Origin of the sequence: Mesorhizobium sp. WSM4306 (genome assembly GCF_007003975.1) — a bacterium.
In the GTDB taxonomy this organism is placed as follows: domain Bacteria; phylum Pseudomonadota; class Alphaproteobacteria; order Rhizobiales; family Rhizobiaceae; genus Mesorhizobium.
In genome coordinates this window covers 58,160-77,177 of record NZ_VFTC01000011.1, presented here as the reverse complement: position 1 = coordinate 77,177, position 19,018 = coordinate 58,160, and the positions used below count along the sequence as shown (strand labels likewise).

The following is a 19,018-nucleotide window of genomic DNA, read 5'->3' as shown; positions in this document are numbered from 1 at the left end:
GAATTAACCCGAATGAATTTGACGGTCTTTGGAATTGGCTATGTCGGTCTCGTGCAGGCCGCGGTGTTGGCGGAAGTCGGGCACCAGGTGGTGTGCGTCGATGTCGACGAAAAGAAAGTCGAGCGGCTCAACCAGGGCTTCGTGCCGATTTTCGAGCCGGGCCTGGAGGCCTTGGTCAAGGAGAACCACGCCGCCGGCCGCATCAAGTTCACCACCGATGCCGTCGCCGCCGTCAAGCATGGCGAGATCCAGATGATCGCGGTCGGCACGCCGCCCGGCGAGGACGGCTCGGCCGACCTCAAATATGTGCTGGCGGTGGCCGAGACCATCGGCCGCGAGATGGACAGCCCCAAGATCGTGGTCGGCAAGTCGACAGTGCCGGTCGGCACCTGTGAAAAGGTCAAGGCCAAAATCGCCGAGACGCTGAAGGCGCGCGGCCGCCAGGATCTGGCTTTCGACGTCGCCTCCAATCCGGAATTCCTCAAGGAAGGCTCCGCCGTCGCCGACTGCATGAAGCCCGACCGCATCATCGTCGGTACCAACAGCGAGGACACCGAGGCGGTGATGCGCGAGCTTTATGCGCCGTTCAACCGCAACCACGAGAAGATGATCGTGATGGACGTGCGCAGCGCCGAATTCACGAAGTACGCCGCCAACTGCATGTTGGCGACCAAGATCTCCTTCATGAACGAGATGGCCAATCTGGCCGAGCAGCTCGGCGCCGACATCGAGGAGGTGCGCAAGGGCATCGGCTCGGATCCGCGCATCGGCTACCACTTCATCTATCCCGGCCTCGGCTATGGCGGCTCGTGCTTCCCCAAGGATGTCCGCGCCCTTATCAAGACCGCCGAAGGCGTCAAGTTCGACGCCAAGCTGCTGCGCGCCGTCGAGGAGCGCAATAACGAGCAGAAGTCGGTACTGTTCGACAAGGTGCACCGCTATTTCAAGGGCAATCTCAAGGGCAAGACCTTCGCGCTCTGGGGCCTGGCCTTCAAGCCCAACACCGACGACATGCGCGAGGCGCCGGCGCGCGTCCTGATGGAAGCGCTGTGGAAAGCCGGCGCCAATGTGCAGGCTTATGACCCCGAAGCGATGCAGGAATGCCAGGCCATCTACGGCCTGCGCGACGATCTGCTTCTGTGCGGCACCAAGGAGGCAGCACTGCGCGGCGCCGACGCGTTGCTGATCGCCACCGAGTGGAAGAATTTCCGCGCCCCGTCCTTCGACGCGGTCAAGGATGCGCTGACCACGGCGGTCATCTTCGACGGCCGCAACCTCTACGATCCCAAGGTCATCGCCCGCCACGGCATCGAGTATTTCTCGATCGGCAGGATGGCCGCGTGAGGGCAGGGCGGCACAACGAGGAGCTAGGTTCATGAAAGTTCTGTTTGCAGGCGGCACCGGCTACACGCCGCAGTTCAGCGGCGGCGTTCAGTCGAGCACCCACCACCTAGTCGAACAATTGCGTGAGAACGGTCACGAGGCATCCGTGCTGGCAGCTTTGTTCGGCGACGGCATGTTCGGCTTCAGGGCGCGCGCCAAGATGAAGCTCCTTCGCCAGCGCGCGGTCATCGACAATTTCCCGGGCTATCCGGTGGTGCGGGCGTGGTTTCCCTGGGAAGCGGCGGGCTTCGCCGTCGAAAAGTTGAGGCCGGATGTCGCGGTCGTGCAGTGCCACAATTCGGTTCCGATCGGCAAGGCATTGCAGGCCAAAGGCGTGCCTGTCGTTGTCTACCTCAGGAACGTCGAATTCCATGAACTGGCCGGTGACCTGCGCGAACTGCATTCAGCACTCTATATCGCCAATTCCGAGTTCACCGCGCGCGCCTACAAGGCAAAATTCGATATCGATTCGACGGTTATTCCCCCGACCATCAATCCCGCGTTCTACAGCACACCGACGACCGGTGAATTTGTCACCCTCATCAATCCCTATGAGGAAAAAGGCTTCGATCTTGCGGTGCGCCTTGCCGCCGCCTGTCCCGAGATCCCGTTCCTGTTCGTCGAAAGCTGGAAGCTCGACGACGATCACCGGGCCCGGATCGAAGCAACAATCTCTCCCCTCCAAAACGTCAAGCTGGAAGGCCGCACCAGCGACATGAAGACGGTCTACGGCCGCACGAAAATCCTGCTTGCGCCCAGCAAATGGGAAGAGGCCTGGGGCCGGGTGGCGTCGGAAGCGCATTGCAGCGGCATTCCTGTGGTCGGCTCGCGGCGCGGCGGGCTGCCGGAAGCGATCGGCTCCGGTGGCGTGGTGCTGGACTACGACGCCCCGCTCGCCGACTGGGTCGCAGCGGTCAGACGGCTGTGGAGCGATGAGGCCGAGTACAAGCGGCTGTCAGCGGCAGCACGTCAGTTTTCGGAGCGGCCGCAAATGAACCCAGACCGTCAGTTTGCCACGTTCATGGGCGTGCTCGACAGCGCAAGGCGTCTCGGCCTGGAGCGCGCAGCCTAAACGCGACCCGTTGGAATTCATCTGACACGCTGCGGCGCCGGGCGATGGCAGTCGCGCAAGGTTCCATGAGCCAGTTCCAAGCGTCGCGTGCCGATCCTTCCTGATCACTTTTGATTGCTGCAGTGCAATATTTTTGTGGCACCGCAACAATCAACGTGTATTCTGCCTGTCTACATTAGGGCTTGTGCGATATGGACCGCTTGGGGGTCCGGGCAAGCCCCAACCTTATGGGCGGGTCATGCGCGTGGGCTTTGTCGTCGGCGAATTCCCCCTCCTTTCGGAAACCTTCGTCGCAGACCAGATGGCTGGGCTGCTGGCGCGGGGCTTCGACGTGGAGGTCGTATGCGACAGGACGAAAGGTGACGACCGAATCGACCGGCAAAGCGAGCCGATGGCGACGCTGGTCGCCAGAACTCAACATTGGTGGCGATGGGCCGCGGGACTCAGCAAATTCGTGCGGCGGCTGCCGCCGCGCCTGCGACACAAGGCTTCGACCGCTCTTGATATTGTTTTTGTACGCCGCCTGAACCGCTGTGACGTGATTGTCGCTCACTTCGGACAGAACGGCGAGAGAGCAGCCACGCTGAAGAAATGGAAGGTTCTCAAACCACCGGTCATAACCATCTTCCACGGCGCGGACGTGGCGATTCCGGCGCGGCAGGCAGTGCTCTCGACGCAATACGCTGGACTGATCAAGCATGGGACCCTGAACCTGCCCGTCAACAATTACTTCCGCACGATGCTGCTGGAAGCCGGCCTGTCCCAGGCGAGCACGACGGTCCATCATATGGGAATTGATTCCCTCGAAATCGGCTATCGCTGGGAATCGTGGGAAGGCATCCAATTGGTCGTGACGACGGTTTGCCGCCTGGTCGAAAAGAAAGGCGTCGAGTTCGCCTTGCGCGCCCTGGCCTCCCTGAAGGCCTCCCATCCTGAGATAGACTGGCGCTACGACATTATCGGCGACGGCCCACTGCGGATGGATCTGGAGAAGCTGGCGCTGGAACTGGGTTTGACCGGGCGCGTAACATTCCTCGGCAGTCTCCCTCACGCGGAGGTGAAACAACGGCTTCGCAAGGCGCATCTCTTCCTGCTTCCGAGTATCACCGCCAATGACGGCGACATGGAAGGCATTCCGGTCGCGCTCATGGAAGCGATGGCCGCCGGGTTGATTGCGGTCAGCACGTATCATTCGGGAATCCCGGAGCTCATCGAGGATCGTGAGACAGGATTGCTTGCACCCGAGCGAGACGTTTCACTGCTTGCCGGCAAGCTTGCCTGGGCCGCGGAGCATCCGGCGGAATGCGAGCGTATTGCGCTTGCCGCACGCCGCAAGGTCGAGGAGGACTTCAACGCAGATACTCTGAACGAACGTTTTGCGCAGATCGTTATCCAGCTGGCCGCGCAAGGCTTTGCATCTGAACCTGCCAGGCATGTCGGCGTTGCCGAGGGCTTGGCGGATCCTTCATCTGCCGGCTGACGCCGCCCTTGAGGGATTGATCGGCAGAGACGCCAAATCGAACGAATCTTGCTACGTTGCACCAAAAATGTTGCAGTGCAGCAAGACCTGTACTAACGTCTGCGCGGGTGGGCCAAACAGCGGTCGAATTTCATGCTGCATGTCTTGTGCCTCGCGCACGACGTTTTCCGCCCGGCTGTCGCCAGGGGCACACCAGCTCCCCGCACGGGCGCATTCTGCCGATGAAGATTTGCTTCGTAGTCGACAAGTTTCCCTCATTGTCCGAGACTTTCGTTCTCGACCAGATAGCCGGGTGCCTTGAGCGCGGCATGGAAGTCGGTGTCGTTTGCAACGAAACGTCCTTCGGCAAGGACCGCAATATCGACGATCCGCGCTGGCAGGCGCTGCCAGGAAAAGTCGTATGCTGGTGGGGCGGTCTGGGTCGCTATCGCCCGCTGCTCAGGAAGTGGTCCGGCAGGTTCTGGGACAAGCTCTCGACGGCCATCGACATTGCTCACGCTCGAAAATTGCAGGGCGCCGACGTCATCGTCGCCCATTTTGGCAACAACGGCATGCGCGTGGCGCGCGCCATCAAGCGCGGCAGGATTTCCGCTCCCCTGGTGACGATATTTCACGGCCGCGATGTCGGCGAGCCGCTGCATGACAATACGCTCGCACGCTACAAAATCGTGTTCGAAAAGGGCGTTCTTCAACTGCCGGTAAACGCATTTTTCCGCGATGCCTTGATTGAGGTCGGTGCATCGCCCGAGCAGGTTGTGGTTCATCATATGGGGGTGCGGCCAAATGAGATCGACTACCAATGGCGCTCGTGGGAGCAGGCCACGCTCTCTTTCATCTCGGTCTGCCGCCTGACCGAAAAGAAGGGCATCGAATATGCGCTTCGCGCGCTTGCCGGCCTGCCGCGGCGCGACTGGGTCTATTCGGTGATCGGCGGCGGCGAACTTCTTGAGGAGTTGAAGGCGATCGCCGCAAATCTCGGTATCGCCGACAGGGTGAGTTTTCTTGGGTCCCGGCCGCACAGCGAAGTCAAGCAGCGTCTGCGCGATGCGCATGTGTTCCTGCTGCCCAGCGTCGGCGCGCGCGATGGCGATCTGGAAGGCATTCCGGTTTCGCTGATGGAAGCGATGGCCGCCGGCCTGACGGTGGTCAGCACATATCATTCCGGGATTCCCGAACTGATCGATGATCACAAGACGGGTTTTCTCGTGCCTGAGCGGGATGTTGCGGCGCTGACCGGCAAACTTGCCTGGATCGCTGAGAACCCAAAGCCGTGTGAAGAGATCGCCCTCGCTGCGCGCAAGAAGATCGAGGCGGAGTTCAACTCCGATCTGCTGAACCAACATTTCGTGGAAATCGCCATGCAGCTTGGCGAAGCGAGGTCGCTTGCATGAACGCCAATCCGCCCCCCCAATTCGGTCGTGTCGCCCTGCGCGGCGGGCTGGTTACCATCGGCGCCCAGGGCTTCAAGATGGCGATCCAGTTTCTCTCCGTCATCGTGCTCGCCCGTCTGCTCGTTCCCGAGGATTTCGGTCTGGTGGCTTCCGTCGGGCCGATCGTGGCCTTTGTCGGACTGCTTCAGAATCTGGGCCTGCAGCAGGCTGTGGTGCAGCGCAAGGACATCACCAACCAGCAACTCAACCAGGTGTTCTGGATCAGCGCGCTCGTCGGGCTGGGCAGTGCCGTGGTGGTGGCCGGCCTGGCGCCTGCCGTCGCCGCGTTCTACGGCGATCAACGCATGTCCGGCATCACCCTTGGCTCCGCCCTGCCGCTGCTTCTCGGCAGTCTGGCCGCGGTGCCGCTGGCGTTGATGAATCGCCACCTGCAGTTCGGCCAGCTCGCCCTGAACGACGTGATAAGCGCCGCCGCCGGACTTCTGGCCGCCGCGATCGCGGCCTATGCGGGGCTCGGCTACTGGTCGCTGGTCATCGGCCCGGCGGTTTCGGCGGTTGTCGCCCTGGCCGCCGCCTGGCGGGTAGCGCGATGGACGCCGTTGCGGCCGGATCTGAAAGTCGACGCCGACATATTGTCGTTCGGCGCCAACCTGACCGGCTTCAACCTCGCCAACTTCTTCTCGCGCAATCTCGACAACATTCTCATCGGAAAATATTCCGGTGCGATCGAGCTCGGCTATTACGACCGCGCCTACAAGCTCCTGCTGTTCCCGCTGCAGAACATCAACCAGCCGCTGACGCGCGTGATGGTGCCGCTGCTCAGCCGCATCCACGACGACAAGGCCCGCTTTCGCGATATCTATGTGCGCACCAACTGGATGCTGGCGGCCGTTACCATGCCTGGCATCGCCGCGCTGACGCTGACCTCCGATCAGATCGTCGGCCTTCTCTTCGGCGCGGGCTGGGCGCCGGTCGCGCCGATCTTTGCCTGGCTGGGCATCGCCAGCCTGGTCCAGTCCGTTTCAAGCACGACGGGGTGGATATTCATCTGTCAGGGCAAGACGAAGACCATGTTCCACTGGGGCATCTATTCGTCGCTGACGACCGTCGCCGCCTTCGTCGTCGGCCTGCATTGGGGCGCCGTCGGCGTTGCCGCGGCCTATGCCATCAGTGGTTACGTGCTGCGCGTTCCCGTGCTCGCGGTACTGGTCCATCGCGTCGGTCCGGTGACCGCCGCCGACTTCCTGCTTATGCAGGGGCTTTTCATCGCCTCGTCCCTGCTTGCCTGGTTCTTGTACCTGTGGTTGCCGGCGTCTCTGACCGGCCAGTCAGACCTGCTCGCGGTCTTTCTTGCGCTTGCTCTCAACTACGGCATCGGTCTCGTTTTCATGCTTGCCGTCCCGCAATCGCGACGCGCTTTGTTCACCACCCTGTCCAACGCCGCGCGCAACATCCGCTGAGCGGCCGCCGATCAGCGGCGCCAGCAGGCTTGTGGCCGACATTGCCGAAGCGTGTTCTTCAAGCACGGCCTGAAGGCTTGTGTTGCGATAGCGGTCGAGATTTCCCGCAAACCGGCCGAGCTTTTCGCGCGCCTCTGCGGGCGTCACGGTGTCGATGTCGAGCAGCACATCGTCGACACCTATGCGCTTGGCCACTTCCTTGGTCTTGAACTCATAGGCGATCGGCAGCACCGGCGTGCCGACGCAAAGCGACATGATCATCATGTGCATGCGCGTCGCGACGACGAAGTCGAAGCCCTTGACCAGCGCCATCAACTGGTCCGGCGTGTGGAACGCAGCGTCGACGGTCACATGCCTGGCGATCTCAGGATCGAGCTCGGCGACGATCGCCCGCGCGGTCTTGGAATCGTCATGGGCATATTCAGGCACGCCCTGACACGTGGAGACGAAGGTCACCTCCTTGCCAAGGTCCCTGACAAGAATGGTGGCGATCTCGCGGATCGAATCGAGATAGCGGCGCATGCCGCCTTCACCGTCGCTGACGTAGTTCCAGTGGCGCACGGAAATGGCGACGCGGCCAGTCGGCGCCGGCGGCTGGCTGGAAGCGAGTGACTTGCCGATCCTGTCGGTATCGGCCAGGGCGAATACGGCATCGGCCACCACGTGGCACTTGCCGAGGTCCTTCACCAGATCCTGGATATGGGTCCGCGACCGTTCGTCGCGCAGCAGGATGAGCGGGCTGCGGTCAAAGATCGGGCCAAGCTCCTGGCGATTGTAACTTTTGTTGAACGGGCCGAGGGATTGCGTGAAGAAGACCGGATCCTTGCCAAATATGGCATCGAGCCGGAACTGATTGAGGCGTCGTTCGAGATTGTAGTTCTCGACGAGATAAGTTCCCCCTGTCGTGACCACAATGTCCGCGTCGGCGTAGATATCGAGACCGCGCCGGTCGTTCTGGCTGAAAATAGTGCCAAGCGCGCTGCTGTTGCCAAACCAGCGCAAAGCCTGGAGTACAAGCCGATTGTAGATCGGCTTGAGCCGGTCCTTCAGCCCGCTGCCATTCTTGTATCGGAACAGGGATTCCGACAGCAGCTTGTGAAATTCGAGATCCGGATAATCCTTCTTCGGATAGAGCCTTTCCGCAACCTCGGGCTGGCTGTCGAACACGGCGAACCGCAAATTGCCCGGCACGATCGTCTTGAGAATGTGGCGGATCGCCAGCAGAATCGCCGCATCTCCGGTATTCAGGCAGACTGTGTTTTCGACGACGATCTTCATGGAATTACCTCATTTCGTCAGCAGGTCCCGCGGCCAAGCCGGCGGTGCTCAAGACGGGCGTAGTGACCGAAAATGCTGCACGCCAGGACAATCCCGATGCGGTCCGCGTCACGATTTAGGGCGTTGCACCGGGCTGGTGGCCAACGCACGGCTCGAGCGGCGCTCAAGCAGGTCCGAGATTAGCTGATCAATTTTGCACTGCAACAAAAAACGTGCACTTATTGCTACGCCGCACCAAAAATGTTGCGATGCAGCATCAAGTCGTACCGGCACGACCAACCATCTGCTCGATATTCGACATAAGCAGCTTTCGCTGCCGGTTTCTCGCCCTCACGGGCCGATATCGCTTCGCCTGTAACCGTGAAGTGTCATGACCAATCTGTCCGAGGCATCCATTGGTTCCCATTTGCCGGCCCAGCGTGTGTCCATGACAGCGCCTGCCGCAACCCAAAGGTCGAAATATGGCTTCATGGGCTGGTTCGGAAAGGCGCCGTCGGTGGTGTCAGCCGGCGTAACCACAGCAGCTTCCTTCCCATCGATGAAGAAGGCAACGCGTTTCCCGGCCTCATACTCTATGCCAAGGCGGTATCGCTTGCCCGACAGATCCCCAAGCAGGATCCATTTTACCCAAACGCTCTTGTGTTGGTTGTCGACGTCCGCCCAGACGGTGAGCTGCAACCCTTTCGTGCCGACGATCTCAAAATCGATTTCCTCATGGGCTTTGTCGTTGAATGTCCAAAGAGGCGCTGCGATCAACCCTGGCTTCATCGTCGGGAGCGTTACGTCCACTTCCCACTTTGCCGAAGAAGAATCGGATTTTCCGCCGGATATCACCTGCGCGGACGCTTTCTCGCTGACACTAAGCTGGAGTGCACCGTCGACGATTTTGACGTTCGCGGCCTTCCAGTCATAGCCTCCGAGCTTGGGCTCGCTCCATTGCGACGGCACGAAGGGATTGGTGTATTTCCAGAGCTGGAGCTTGACCGCCGACCAGTCGGGAAGCTTGTCGAGGGCAGCGTCCCCGGCTCCTGCCACAACGCTCTCCGCCAGCGCCTGTCCAGCAACCGACTGCACTGCCGTGGAGGCAGCCAGAAGCACCAGGAGTTTTCTGCGTGTGCAATTCATGCATGGCCTCCGTTGGCGCCTTTAACTTTTCGGCGGCGACTTCAAGCCGGCCGTTTGATGCGGCTCTTCGACGTGTATCAGCTTACGTGCCACCTTGATGATTGAGCCGTGCACCAAGGATATGGCAATTTTTCGCCGCACTGCATCAAAAATGTTGCGAAGCAGCAAATTCGCTCTCCTTTGCCCCACCGTCCGGAAATAAACCGCCCCCTTCCGATCGGCGGGCCAATGCGCAACAGCAAAGCAACCGCGGTCGCTACTTTCGGAGCGGTGCCCGGGTGCTCAAGCCGCGGAGGCGGTCGGGATGCGATGGGGTTGCTCCGGTGTATTTTCATTCGGCACAAACGGCGATGATACGGACGGCAAGGATTCAGCCGGCAAGGATTGCGGAGAGGAAACGTCAAGAGCCGGATCGAGTTGCGCCGGATCCGTCGCGCGCTCCAGCGCAACACGATCATAAAGCGCATCGAGAAATGCGCCTGCGGGTTCGGCCGCAAACATGGTTTCCGCCGTCCTGCGGGCTTGGCGCCGTAGCGGCGCCATCAGTTCGGGGTGGCCGATATAGGTCTTCAACCGGTCAATGGCCAGGCAGGCAAGGCGCTCGACTTCATCGCGGAAATATTGGGCAAAATTCGCGTCGCCGCGGAAGTCGTATCCCGGGTTCCACCAATCACCGACCGCGTTCAGCTTCACTGGCAATGAAATCCCGTTGACGCCATCCTCGAGGAATTCCGGAAGAGCGCAGACCCCCGTTCCAAGAACCGGAGTGTGCTCGGACATCGATTCCAGCGCAGAGTACCCAAACGTATCGCCGAACGTGACGAGGATACCGAAATGCGAATTGCGCAGCAATTTTCGCACCGCCTGGTTTGGCAGCACCCCGTGATGTTGGACATTCTTCAGTCCGAGCAGCTTGAGATAGGGGTCGAAGAACCCTGGAGCTGTCGGGTCTGTCCATATGGGACCGCCAACCTGGAGACTGGAAACGATGTTCACCCGGATTGGCAAATTCTGCTCCAACGCCTTTTCCGCGATTTTGACCGCAACACATCCGCCCTTGCGGCCGAAATGGGCACCGACGAATGTCAGCACCAGTTCCGCTGCGGTGTCTTGGGACATCGCATCCTCAACCGGGGGCACGACGATATTCGGGTGACGAACCATCAGCTTTGCGGTCAGGAGGTCTAGCTGCGGATTTCCGGCATGCTGGGCCAGAAAACATCTGCGGGCAAAATGCGATAAGGCGATAATGCGGCGGCAGCCGGGGTTCGTTATCCGCGAGACCAGGTAACGCGCCATAAGTCCGCGTTTGCGAAGCGCGAACTGCCGCGGCAAATGGGATTCGAATGACATGATGTACTTCGAGGAATTGACAGGTATCCGGTTGAACGCATGCACCATGTCAACGGACAGAGCAGGTTCGATCAGCGTCACGCCCTCCAGCTTCGACGAGACCAGGTTGAACGGCAGAAATCGCTGTCGCAGGATCGTATGTCGGGACGCTCGCGGCGTAACGAAACTGGTCGGATACTTGTCGTCATAGACGGCAATACGAAGAGACTTGCCCATACAGCACCCACCCGTCTTAAAACAGTTGGCATCAGGGGTCTTCGCAAGCTAATTTAAAGGTGCAGCAGAGCTGCCATGCATCCATCTTCCCGCACTGCAACAGAATGCATGCGCGGATCCCCAAGCCAATTCAAAAGCCCAACTTCCCTAGGGTGAATTCAACATCATTTTTTGTTGCGGTGCAACACAATATTAGCAATTGGTTTACCACGATCACCGGCATCGGAGTTTTGATGGTCGGCGTGATCGGATCGCGATTTTGCCGCGCACGGGGGCAAAATTGCCCGAAACTGCCGGCTCCGCATGTCGTTCCATTTCTGCGGCTCACCTGTGTAGCCAGTTTTTGCGCGCTACCGACTTCAGGCGATATATTTGTGCGGCGCGGTAGAGGTGGCTAATTTTGCTACGGTGCACCAAAAATGTTGCGATGCAGCAAAAGCTGGGTTAGCATTCCCTTGGGTGGGCCAACAGCGGTCGAGTTTTCATGCTGCATGTCTTGTACCTTGTGCACGACGTTTCCGACCCGGCCGTGCGCCGGCGGATCATAATGCTCAGGGCAGGCGGCGCGCGGGTCACATTGGCCGGCTTCCGTCGGACCACAAATGCTGTTCCCGACGTCGAGGGGCTGCAGCCGATCGACCTTGGCGCGACGCGTGACGGCCGATTCGGCCAGCGCATGGCGGCGGTCGCCAAGGCGGCGCTGTCGATAGGCTCGAAGCTTGGGGCGATGCCGAAGCCCGATCTCATCATCGCGCGCAATCTGGAAATGCTGGCGCTGGCCAGACGTGCCAAGGCTGCCTTTCGCAGCGGCGTGCCGATTGTCTACGAATGCCTCGACATCCACCGCCTGGTGCTGCGCAACGACATGCTGGGCCGGGCGCTGCGCACCGCGGAACGCTATCTCGCCCGCGACGTGAAGCTTCTGGTGACCAGCTCGCCGGCCTTCATCGCCAATTATTTCAAGCCGTTCGGGCAAGTCGCAGCGCCGGTGGAGTTGGTCGAAAACAAATATTTCGAAACCGCGCCGGTCTCCACGGACGATCGCTTGAAGGCCGAAAACCCTGTCGCGCCGCCATGGCGCATCGGCTGGTTCGGCGCGCTGCGCTGCCGCCGCTCGCTGGAGCTGCTGGCCGATTTCACGCGCCGCCAAGGCGGGCGCTTCGAGGTCGTCCTGCGGGGCCGTCCGGCACTCTCGGAATTCCCGGATTTCCACGCTTTTGTCGAAGCCGAGCCCTATCTCTCTTTCCGTGGGCCCTACCGCAACCCGGAAGACATGGCGGCCATCTACGGCGAAGTGCATTTCTCCTGGGCCATCGACTTCTTCGAGGAAGGGCAGAATTCGGAATGGCTGCTGCCCAACCGCCTCTACGAAGGCTGCCGCTTCGGCGCCGTGCCGATCTCGATGGGTGACACCGAGACCGGGCGCTTCCTCAACCAGCAGGACATTGGCGTCCTGCTGTCCGACGCCACGCCGCAGACGCTGGAAACCGCGCTCGGCCGGATGGACCAGAAGCGCTTCGGCAAGGCCAAGGCGCGCGTGCTGGCCCGCAATCCGAGGACATGGAGCTACGACCGCAGCGACTGCCGCGCCTTTGTCGACAGGCTGCGCGGTCTGGCGGCGGTCCCCGGCCCGTTCGTCACCGAGGCATTGGCTTAGGGATGATTGGCGATGGCAAAAATACAGAGCGCGGGAAGGCACCGATGACGCAAACGAAAGTGCTTCCGGCAAGCCTGATCGTTATCCCGTGCCTGAACGAGGCGACGCATATCGGTGCATTGCTCGAGCAGTTGCAGCCAGCCGCTGCAAGGCTCGGCGCCCGCATCGTCGTTGCCGACGGCGGCAGCACCGACGGCACTTTGGCCATTATCGAGGCAGTCGCGGCTAAGGACCCTCAGGTCGTCCTCCTGCACAACCCAAAGCGCATCCAGAGCGCGGCGATCAACCTCGCCGTCGCCAGCTACGGCGCCGGCGCCGAATATCTGATCCGCATCGACGCTCATGGCGGCTATCCCGCCGATTATTGCGACCGGCTGGTCGAGGAGGCGCTGGCCACATCGGCCGATTCGGTCGTCGTCTCGATGCTGACCAGCGGCAGCGGCGCGGTGCAGAAAGCGGTCGCGGCGGCGCAGAATTCCAAGCTTGGCACAGGTGGCTCCAAGCACCGGCACCTCTCGGCCGGTGAATGGGTCGATCACGGCCATCACGCGCTGATCCGGATTTCAGCCTTCACCGCTGTCGGTGGCTATGACGAGACCTTCAGCCACAATGAGGATGCCGAGCTCGACTACCGGCTGCGTCAGGCAGGCTACCGCATCTGGATGAGCGGCAAGACGCAGATGGTCTACTATCCGCGTTCCTCGCTGAAAGGCCTGTATTTCCAATATCTCGGCTATGGCCGCGGCCGCGCCAAGAACGTGCTCAAGCACCGCATGATCCCGAAGGTCCGGCAGATGATCCCGCTGCTGGTGGCGCCGGTCGTTCTTCTCGCGGCATTTTCCTTCATCCACTGGCTGGCGGCGGTGCCGCTGCTGGTCTGGGCCTCGGTCTGTATTGGCTATGGCGTCTGGACCGCGGTTGCCCAGCGCAACCCCAACAATGTCCTGACCGGCATTTCGGCGATGGTCATGCATTTCGGCTGGTCGGTCGGCTTTTGGCTGCAACTGCTCGGGGCGCGCTCGCAGCGCAAGGTGGCGTCATGAGCATGGCCTCGAGGGATCGCCGCATCGATATCTGCGTCTGCACGTTTCGCCGGCCGGAACTGGCCGAAACGCTGCGCTCGCTCGCTGCCATGAACATGCCTGCCGGCTTCGGCATAGGCGTCATTGTCGCCGACAATGACGACGAGCCGACCGCACAGGCGCTGGTGACCGAGCTGGCGCGGGAATTGAAGCTGCTGGTCCGCTACCGGCATGCCCCGGCACGCAACATCTCGGTCGCCCGCAACGCCTGTCTTGACACCAGCACGGCGGATTTTGTCGCCTTCATCGACGATGATGAGACCGCCTCCGCGCAATGGCTTGCCGAGCTGGTCGCCACCGCCGAGACGAGCGGCGCCGAGGCCGTGCTCGGTCCGGTGCGGGCGCTCTACCGCGCGGACGCGCCGGACTGGATGCGCAAGGGCGATTTCCATTCGACCTTGCCGGTCTGGGTGCATGGCGAAATCCGCACCGGCTATACCTGCAACGTGCTGCTCAGAATGGGCGCCGACAGCCTGCGCGACCGGCGTTTTAGCCTGGCGCGCGGCCAAAGCGGCGGCGAGGACACCGAATTCTTCGATCGGATGGTCAGGGACGGTGGCCGCATCGCCTTCGCTCCGGAAGCCTGGGTCGAGGAAGTAGTGCCTTCCGCCCGAGCCGCGTTCGACTGGCTGCGCCGCCGCCGCTTCCGATTCGGCCAGACACATGGCCACCTCATCGGCCAAAATGCCGGTGCTGCCAGACGTGCGAAGGACGTCGGCCTTGCCTCGGCCAAGGCCGCCTACTGTTTCGGCATGGCGGCACTGACGGCGATCAGCCCGGTCCGACGCAACCGCAGCGTGCTGCGCGGCATCATGCATGTCGGCGTCGTCAGCGGCCTGGTCGGTATCAGCGAGATCCGCCAATACGGCCTGCCTTCGCCACAGCAAGGAGGCAAGCGTGCAGCCTGACGTCTCCTTTGTCATCGCCGCCTACAATGCCGCGGCCACGCTTGACCGGGCGATCGTCAGTGCCATGGCCCAGCGCGATGTGAGCGTCGAAATCATCGTCGTCGACGACCAGTCGCGCGACAACACGCTCGACGTCGCAAGAGCCTACCCGCAGGACACCGTCCGCGTCGTCGCATTGCCCGCAAACCGCGGACCGGGCGGCGCCAGGAATGCCGGGCTCGAGCTGGCTTCCGGCCGCTGGGTCGCGGTGCTCGATTCCGACGATGCCGTTCTTCCCGGGCGGCTTTCCGCCATGATCGCGCGGGCGGAAAAGGCAGGCGCTGTCATCGCCGTCGACAACCTCCAGGTGGTACGCGAAGACGGCGTTGCCGAAGCGACGATGTTTCCCGCCGAATATCTGGAAGGCCTGCGTGAGATCACGCTCGCCGACTACATCGCCGGCAACGTCGTTTTCGAATCCACGTTCAATCTTGGCTATCTCAAGCCGATCTTCCAGCGCCGCTTCCTGACCGAAAGCGGGCTCCGCTATGATGAAAATCTGAGCATCGGCGAGGATTACATCCTGCTCGCCAACGCACTGGCCAAGGGCGGCAAATGCGTGGTCGAGCCGACGACCGGCTATATCTACCACATCCGCACAGGCTCGATCTCGCGTGTGCTCGAACTTCACCATGTCGAGGCGATGCGAAAGGCCGATGCGGTCTTCGCGGAGACCAATTCCATGGACGCGGCTGCCGCGGCCGCCTTCGCCAGGCGCGCCCGCAGCCTGCGCAAGGCGGCATCGTTCCTGTCGCTGGTCCAGCACATAAAGGCGCGCTCGCCGTTGAAGGCGATACGCACCGCGCTAAGTGATCCGGCAGCTGTCAGGCATATGTCGATGCCGATCGCCGTCCGGCTGCGGAGGGTTGCGGCACAGTTTGCCGTGGGGACGGGGAGATGAAGCATGCGGGCCAGGGCATGATCCCGAAAGGTGGGAACCGGTTTTCTCGGACAAAACGGTTCCCGTTTTGTCCGGAGATCATGCTCCGACAATGAGTCAGCCGGCGATAGGTAGAAATCGTTTCTCTCAAGAAGGAATACCAGATGCAGAAAGTCAGGAAGGCAGTCATCCCGGTGGCGGGGCTCGGAACACGGTTCCTGCCGGCGACCAAATCGATGCCCAAGGAAATGCTGCCCGTGGTCGACCGGCCCGTCGTCCAATATGCCGTGGACGAGGCCTTCGAAGCCGGCATCGAGCACATTGTGTTCGTCACCGGCCGCAACAAGGCTGTCATCGAGGACTATTTCGACCTGCATCCTGAACTGATCGGAACGCTTGAGCAGACCGGCAAGAAGACCCAGCTGGAGGCGCTCGAAAGCATGCTGCCGGTGGCCGGCGCCACCAGCTTCATCCGCCAGCAGTCGCCACAGGGCCTCGGCCATGCGGTATGGTGCGCACGCGAAGTCATCGGCGACGAGCCGTTTGCGCTCCTGCTTCCCGACATGGTGTCGTTCGGCGGCCGCGGCTGCCTCGCCGAAACCATGGATCTCTACCGGCAGACCGGCGGCAACGTCATCGCCGTCGAGCGCTGCGACCCGTCTGAGACCAGCAAATATGGCATTGTCGGCCGTGGCACTGAGGCCGGCAGCGGCTTCGAGGTGACGGCAATGGTCGAAAAGCCGGCGCCGGCCAATGCGCCGTCGAACTATTATATCAACGGCCGCTACATCCTGCAGCCGGAGATATTCTCACTGCTCGGCAACCAGCAGCGCGGCGCCGGCAACGAAATCCAGCTCACCGACGCCATGGTCCGCCTGTCGAAAAGCCAGTCTTTCTACGCCCAGCCCTTCAACGGCCGCATGTTCGACTGCGGCTCCAAGGAAGGCTTCATCGAGGCCACCATCGCCTTCGCGCTGGCGCGCAACGACATGAAGGGGCCGGTGCTGGAAATGCTGCAGGCGTTCGTGCGGTCGCATGAGCGTCAGGAAGTGGCCGCATAATGCCCATCTTTCGAGGGCATATGCGTTTGGACGATGGCGCAGCTCATGCTTGCGCGCCTGGCCCTTCAGGCCCGGCGCCAGATGGCACGAAGCTTGCGTTGCATATCTCGCCCCCGATCTTCGCAGTTTCGGGCGAGAAGCCCCGTCTCGCTCCGGCGCCTGTAACCTAGAATTGGACCGAAGATGAATTATGCCAGCTTTCCTCTCGACAAGAGGATGCCATTGCCCAACACCGATCAGGAAAAGGGTGAAGACTTCATCGACGTGGAGCGCCTGCTTGGCATGGCGGCGCGGCAGGTCAAGGTGGTGGCGGTCTGCGCCATCATCGGCCTGTTCCTGGGCGTGCTTTATCTGCAGACCACGCCCAAGCAATACATGTCGGTCGCCAGCGTGCTGATCGACGAAGGGCTGAACAAGGTCGTCGATGACATCTCGGCAGCATCCGTCACCATGCAGACCGACGCCGCCCTTCTCAGCCAGATCGAAATCATCAACTCGGCGCGGCTTGCCTCGGTGGTCGTCGACAAGCTGAAGCTTGACCAGAACGCCGAGTTCATGAACCCGCCGCAATCGGCCCTGGCTCAGGGCATCGGCTTCGTGCGCGGCGTGGTCGGCTATTTCCGCTCCAGTTCCGCCGACCAGATTCCCGGCATGGAAAACGTCGATGAAGCGACACGCCAGGCGATGATGCTGACGGCGCGCCATGACTATGCCGTGCTGAAACTGCAGAGCGAGGTGCTGGCACAGCGCACCGGTCGCAGCTATGTGATTGCCATCGGTTACCAATCGACAAATCCGGCGCTCGCAACCGCCATCACCAAGGCCTATGCCGACGCCTATCTCGCCGATCAGCTCAACGCCAGCTTCGACGCCACCGAGCGCGCGGCGGTCTGGCTGCAGGGTCGGCTCACCGAGCTTCGTCAGAACTCGCAGGCGGCGGCGCTCGCGGTCGAGAAGTTCAGGTCCGAGCACGGCCTGGCCGCCAACAGCGACGGCCAGCTGATCAGCGACAAGCAGATCGCCGACCTCACCGCCCAGCTGATCGTCGCACAGGCCGATACGGCGCGCGCCGGCGCCCGCTACCAGCAATACAAGGCCATCGTCGAAAGCGGTTCCGACAACGCCTTCAACGATTCCGCCATATCGAGCGACCAGCCGGCAAGCTCGGTCATTGCAACGCTCAAGACCCGCTATCTCACAGTCTCCAAGCGGCTGCAGGATGTGACGGCCAATTTCGGCGCCGAGCATCCGCAAGCGGTGGCGCTGGCCAAGGAGAAGGCCGATCTGTCGACACAGATTTTCGGCGAGTTGAAGCAGCTGACCGAAAGCTACCGCAACGAATATGAAGTCGCTTTGTCGCGCGAGACATCGCTGAGGCAGAAGATCGCCGACGCCGCCGGCAAGAGCTCCGTCGACAACCAGAGCCAAGTCAAGCTGCGCGAGCTCGACCAGCAGGCGCAGGCGCTGACCACGCTCTACCAGACCTTCCTCGGCCGCTATGAGGAAGCCTCGCAGCAGCAGTCCTTCCCGGTCGGAAAGGTCCGCATTATCTCCGATGCATCAGCACCGCTTTCCGCCTCCAGCCCGCGCACCTCCAGGGTGTTGGCGCTTGCGCTGGTGCTTGGCGTGCTGCTCGGCGCCGGCTTTGGCGGCCTGAACGAGTTCAACGAGCGGTTCTTCAGGACCGGCGAGGACATTCGCGATCGCGTCGGCATCAAATTCCTCGGCTATCTGCCGACGATCGGCGGCCGGCTGAACAAGGACGCCGATGAGGGTGCGGCGGATGCCAAAGCCACCAACACCTTGTCGGCGGCCGAGAAACGGGCGCGCATGCGGGTCAGCGTCGATGCGCCAGCCTCGATGTTTTCCGAAACGCTGCGCAACGCCAAGATCGCCTTCGACGTCGTCATGGAAGGGCAAGGCAGCCGGGTCATCGGTGTGATCTCGATCCTGCCTGGCGAGGGCAAGTCGACGGTCGCCGCCAATCTGGCCGGATTGCTTGCCGCCAACGGTTCGAAAACCCTTTTGATCGACGCCGATCTGCGCAATCCGGGCCTCAGCCGCAACCTCGGCATGGAGGCCGAGCAAGGGCTGATGGAAGCCGTGGTCAACGGCCAGACCTGGCAGTCGGTCGGCAAGGTCGACCGCCAGACCAAGCTGGCGATCATCCCGGCCGTGCTGCGCGGACAATTCTCGCACACCAGCGAACTGCTTTCGTCGGCCGGCATGCGGCGTTTCATCGACAACGCCAAGGAGACGTTCGAGTACATCGTCGTCGACCTGCCGCCGCTCGGCCCAGTGGTCGACGCCAAGGCCTTCGCGCCGCTGGCCGACGGCTTCGTGCTGGTGACCGAATGGGGCCGCACGCCGCGCGCCATGGTGCGCTCGCTGCTGGAGCAGGAGCCTTACATCGCCAACAAGGTCGTCGGCGCCGTGCTCAACAAGGTCGACCTGAAGAAGCTGGCGAAATACGGTTCGCTCGGCGGCTCGGAGAAATTCTTCGACCGCTATTCGACCTATTATCTCGAAAAGTCGGACCTGCGCGCCAAGAAGGCCGCGTGAAGCAAGAGCAATTCCAGGAAAAGTGTGAAACGGTTTTCCCCGCCCTGCCTTTTTCTGGACAGGCTCTGCCC

At 61.7% G+C, this 19,018-nt stretch carries 13 protein-coding genes and 1 pseudogene; 11 read left to right on the top strand and 3 right to left on the bottom strand.

Annotated elements, in window-relative coordinates:
• Window positions 1-12 precede the first annotated feature (12 nt).
• From FJV77_RS15170 to FJV77_RS15150, 5 genes are all read left to right on the top strand, one after another.
• A complete protein-coding gene (locus FJV77_RS15170) occupies window positions 13-1,344 on the top strand; it encodes a UDP-glucose/GDP-mannose dehydrogenase family protein (RefSeq protein ID WP_142867603.1) in 1,332 nt (443 codons plus the stop codon).
• A gap of 31 nt (window positions 1,345-1,375) precedes the next feature.
• Window positions 1,376-2,455, top strand: coding sequence for a glycosyltransferase (locus FJV77_RS15165; RefSeq protein WP_142867602.1), 1,080 nt, complete (start codon window positions 1,376-1,378; stop codon window positions 2,453-2,455).
• Between the two features lie 238 nt (window positions 2,456-2,693).
• The gene (locus FJV77_RS15160) at window positions 2,694-3,935 is read left to right on the top strand and encodes a glycosyltransferase (protein WP_142867601.1); all 1,242 of its coding nucleotides are present in this window, start codon (window positions 2,694-2,696) and stop codon (window positions 3,933-3,935) included.
• Window positions 3,936-3,991: 56 nt separating this feature from the next.
• A complete protein-coding gene (locus FJV77_RS15155) occupies window positions 3,992-5,326 on the top strand; it encodes a glycosyltransferase (protein ID WP_246691269.1) in 1,335 nt (444 codons plus the stop codon).
• Window positions 5,323-6,786: a lipopolysaccharide biosynthesis protein gene (locus FJV77_RS15150; protein ID WP_142867600.1), complete on the top strand. Its 1,464-nt coding sequence runs from the start codon at window positions 5,323-5,325 to the stop codon at window positions 6,784-6,786. Before FJV77_RS15155 ends, FJV77_RS15150 begins: the two co-directional genes overlap by 4 nt.
• Before the next feature lie 225 nt (window positions 6,787-7,011).
• On the opposite strand, the pseudogene FJV77_RS15145 reads toward FJV77_RS15150, so the two are convergent.
• From FJV77_RS15145 to FJV77_RS15135, 3 genes and pseudogenes are all read right to left on the bottom strand, one after another.
• Window positions 7,012-8,064 (bottom strand): annotated as a pseudogene (locus tag FJV77_RS15145) (polysaccharide pyruvyl transferase family protein); the annotation flags it as partial.
• A 330-nt stretch (window positions 8,065-8,394) separates the two neighbouring features.
• Window positions 8,395-9,189, bottom strand: a complete 795-nt coding sequence (locus tag FJV77_RS15140) for a family 16 glycosylhydrolase (protein WP_142867599.1) — start codon at window positions 9,187-9,189, stop codon at window positions 8,395-8,397.
• Window positions 9,190-9,471: 282 nt separating this feature from the next.
• Window positions 9,472-10,758 carry a glycosyltransferase family 4 protein gene (locus FJV77_RS15135; RefSeq protein WP_142867598.1) on the bottom strand — a complete coding sequence of 429 codons (1,287 nt, stop codon included), beginning with the start codon at window positions 10,756-10,758 and terminating at the stop codon, window positions 9,472-9,474.
• 484 nt (window positions 10,759-11,242) lie between these two features.
• Here FJV77_RS15135 and FJV77_RS15130 point away from each other — a divergent pair, with 484 nt between their 5' ends.
• From FJV77_RS15130 to FJV77_RS15105, 6 genes are all read left to right on the top strand, one after another.
• Window positions 11,243-12,415 carry a glycosyltransferase gene (locus FJV77_RS15130; protein ID WP_142867597.1) on the top strand — a complete coding sequence of 391 codons (1,173 nt, stop codon included), beginning with the start codon at window positions 11,243-11,245 and terminating at the stop codon, window positions 12,413-12,415.
• Between the two features lie 44 nt (window positions 12,416-12,459).
• Window positions 12,460-13,458: a glycosyltransferase family 2 protein gene (locus FJV77_RS15125; RefSeq protein WP_142867596.1), complete on the top strand. Its 999-nt coding sequence runs from the start codon at window positions 12,460-12,462 to the stop codon at window positions 13,456-13,458.
• On the top strand, window positions 13,455-14,405 hold the full coding sequence (locus FJV77_RS15120; protein WP_142867595.1) for a glycosyltransferase family 2 protein: 951 nt from the start codon (window positions 13,455-13,457) through the stop codon (window positions 14,403-14,405). Before FJV77_RS15125 ends, FJV77_RS15120 begins: the two co-directional genes overlap by 4 nt.
• A complete protein-coding gene (locus FJV77_RS15115; protein WP_246691268.1) occupies window positions 14,395-15,345 on the top strand; it encodes a glycosyltransferase family 2 protein in 951 nt (316 codons plus the stop codon). Before FJV77_RS15120 ends, FJV77_RS15115 begins: the two co-directional genes overlap by 11 nt.
• A gap of 143 nt (window positions 15,346-15,488) precedes the next feature.
• Complete coding sequence (galU, locus tag FJV77_RS15110) at window positions 15,489-16,385, top strand: UTP--glucose-1-phosphate uridylyltransferase GalU (protein WP_142867593.1); 897 nt, start codon at window positions 15,489-15,491, stop codon at window positions 16,383-16,385.
• 183 nt (window positions 16,386-16,568) lie between these two features.
• The gene (locus FJV77_RS15105; protein ID WP_142867592.1) at window positions 16,569-18,947 is read left to right on the top strand and encodes a polysaccharide biosynthesis tyrosine autokinase; all 2,379 of its coding nucleotides are present in this window, start codon (window positions 16,569-16,571) and stop codon (window positions 18,945-18,947) included.
• Window positions 18,948-19,018: the final 71 nt, after the last annotated feature.

What these genes read in the sequence shown, in the direction of transcription:
- FJV77_RS15170 (WP_142867603.1), top strand. Translation starts at nt 13, where the DNA reads ATGAATTTGACGGTCTTTGGAATTGGCTATGTCGGTCTCGTGCAGGCC.
- FJV77_RS15165 (WP_142867602.1), top strand. Translation starts at nt 1,376, where the DNA reads ATGAAAGTTCTGTTTGCAGGCGGCACCGGCTACACGCCGCAGTTCAGC.
- FJV77_RS15160 (WP_142867601.1), top strand. Translation starts at nt 2,694, where the DNA reads ATGCGCGTGGGCTTTGTCGTCGGCGAATTCCCCCTCCTTTCGGAAACC.
- FJV77_RS15150 (WP_142867600.1), top strand. Translation starts at nt 5,323, where the DNA reads ATGAACGCCAATCCGCCCCCCCAATTCGGTCGTGTCGCCCTGCGCGGC.
- FJV77_RS15140 (WP_142867599.1), bottom strand. Translation starts at nt 9,189, where the DNA reads ATGAATTGCACACGCAGAAAACTCCTGGTGCTTCTGGCTGCCTCCACG.
- FJV77_RS15135 (WP_142867598.1), bottom strand. Translation starts at nt 10,758, where the DNA reads ATGGGCAAGTCTCTTCGTATTGCCGTCTATGACGACAAGTATCCGACC.
- FJV77_RS15130 (WP_142867597.1), top strand. Translation starts at nt 11,243, where the DNA reads ATGCTGCATGTCTTGTACCTTGTGCACGACGTTTCCGACCCGGCCGTG.
- FJV77_RS15125 (WP_142867596.1), top strand. Translation starts at nt 12,460, where the DNA reads ATGACGCAAACGAAAGTGCTTCCGGCAAGCCTGATCGTTATCCCGTGC.
- FJV77_RS15120 (WP_142867595.1), top strand. Translation starts at nt 13,455, where the DNA reads ATGAGCATGGCCTCGAGGGATCGCCGCATCGATATCTGCGTCTGCACG.
- galU (WP_142867593.1), top strand. Translation starts at nt 15,489, where the DNA reads ATGCAGAAAGTCAGGAAGGCAGTCATCCCGGTGGCGGGGCTCGGAACA.
- FJV77_RS15105 (WP_142867592.1), top strand. Translation starts at nt 16,569, where the DNA reads ATGAATTATGCCAGCTTTCCTCTCGACAAGAGGATGCCATTGCCCAAC.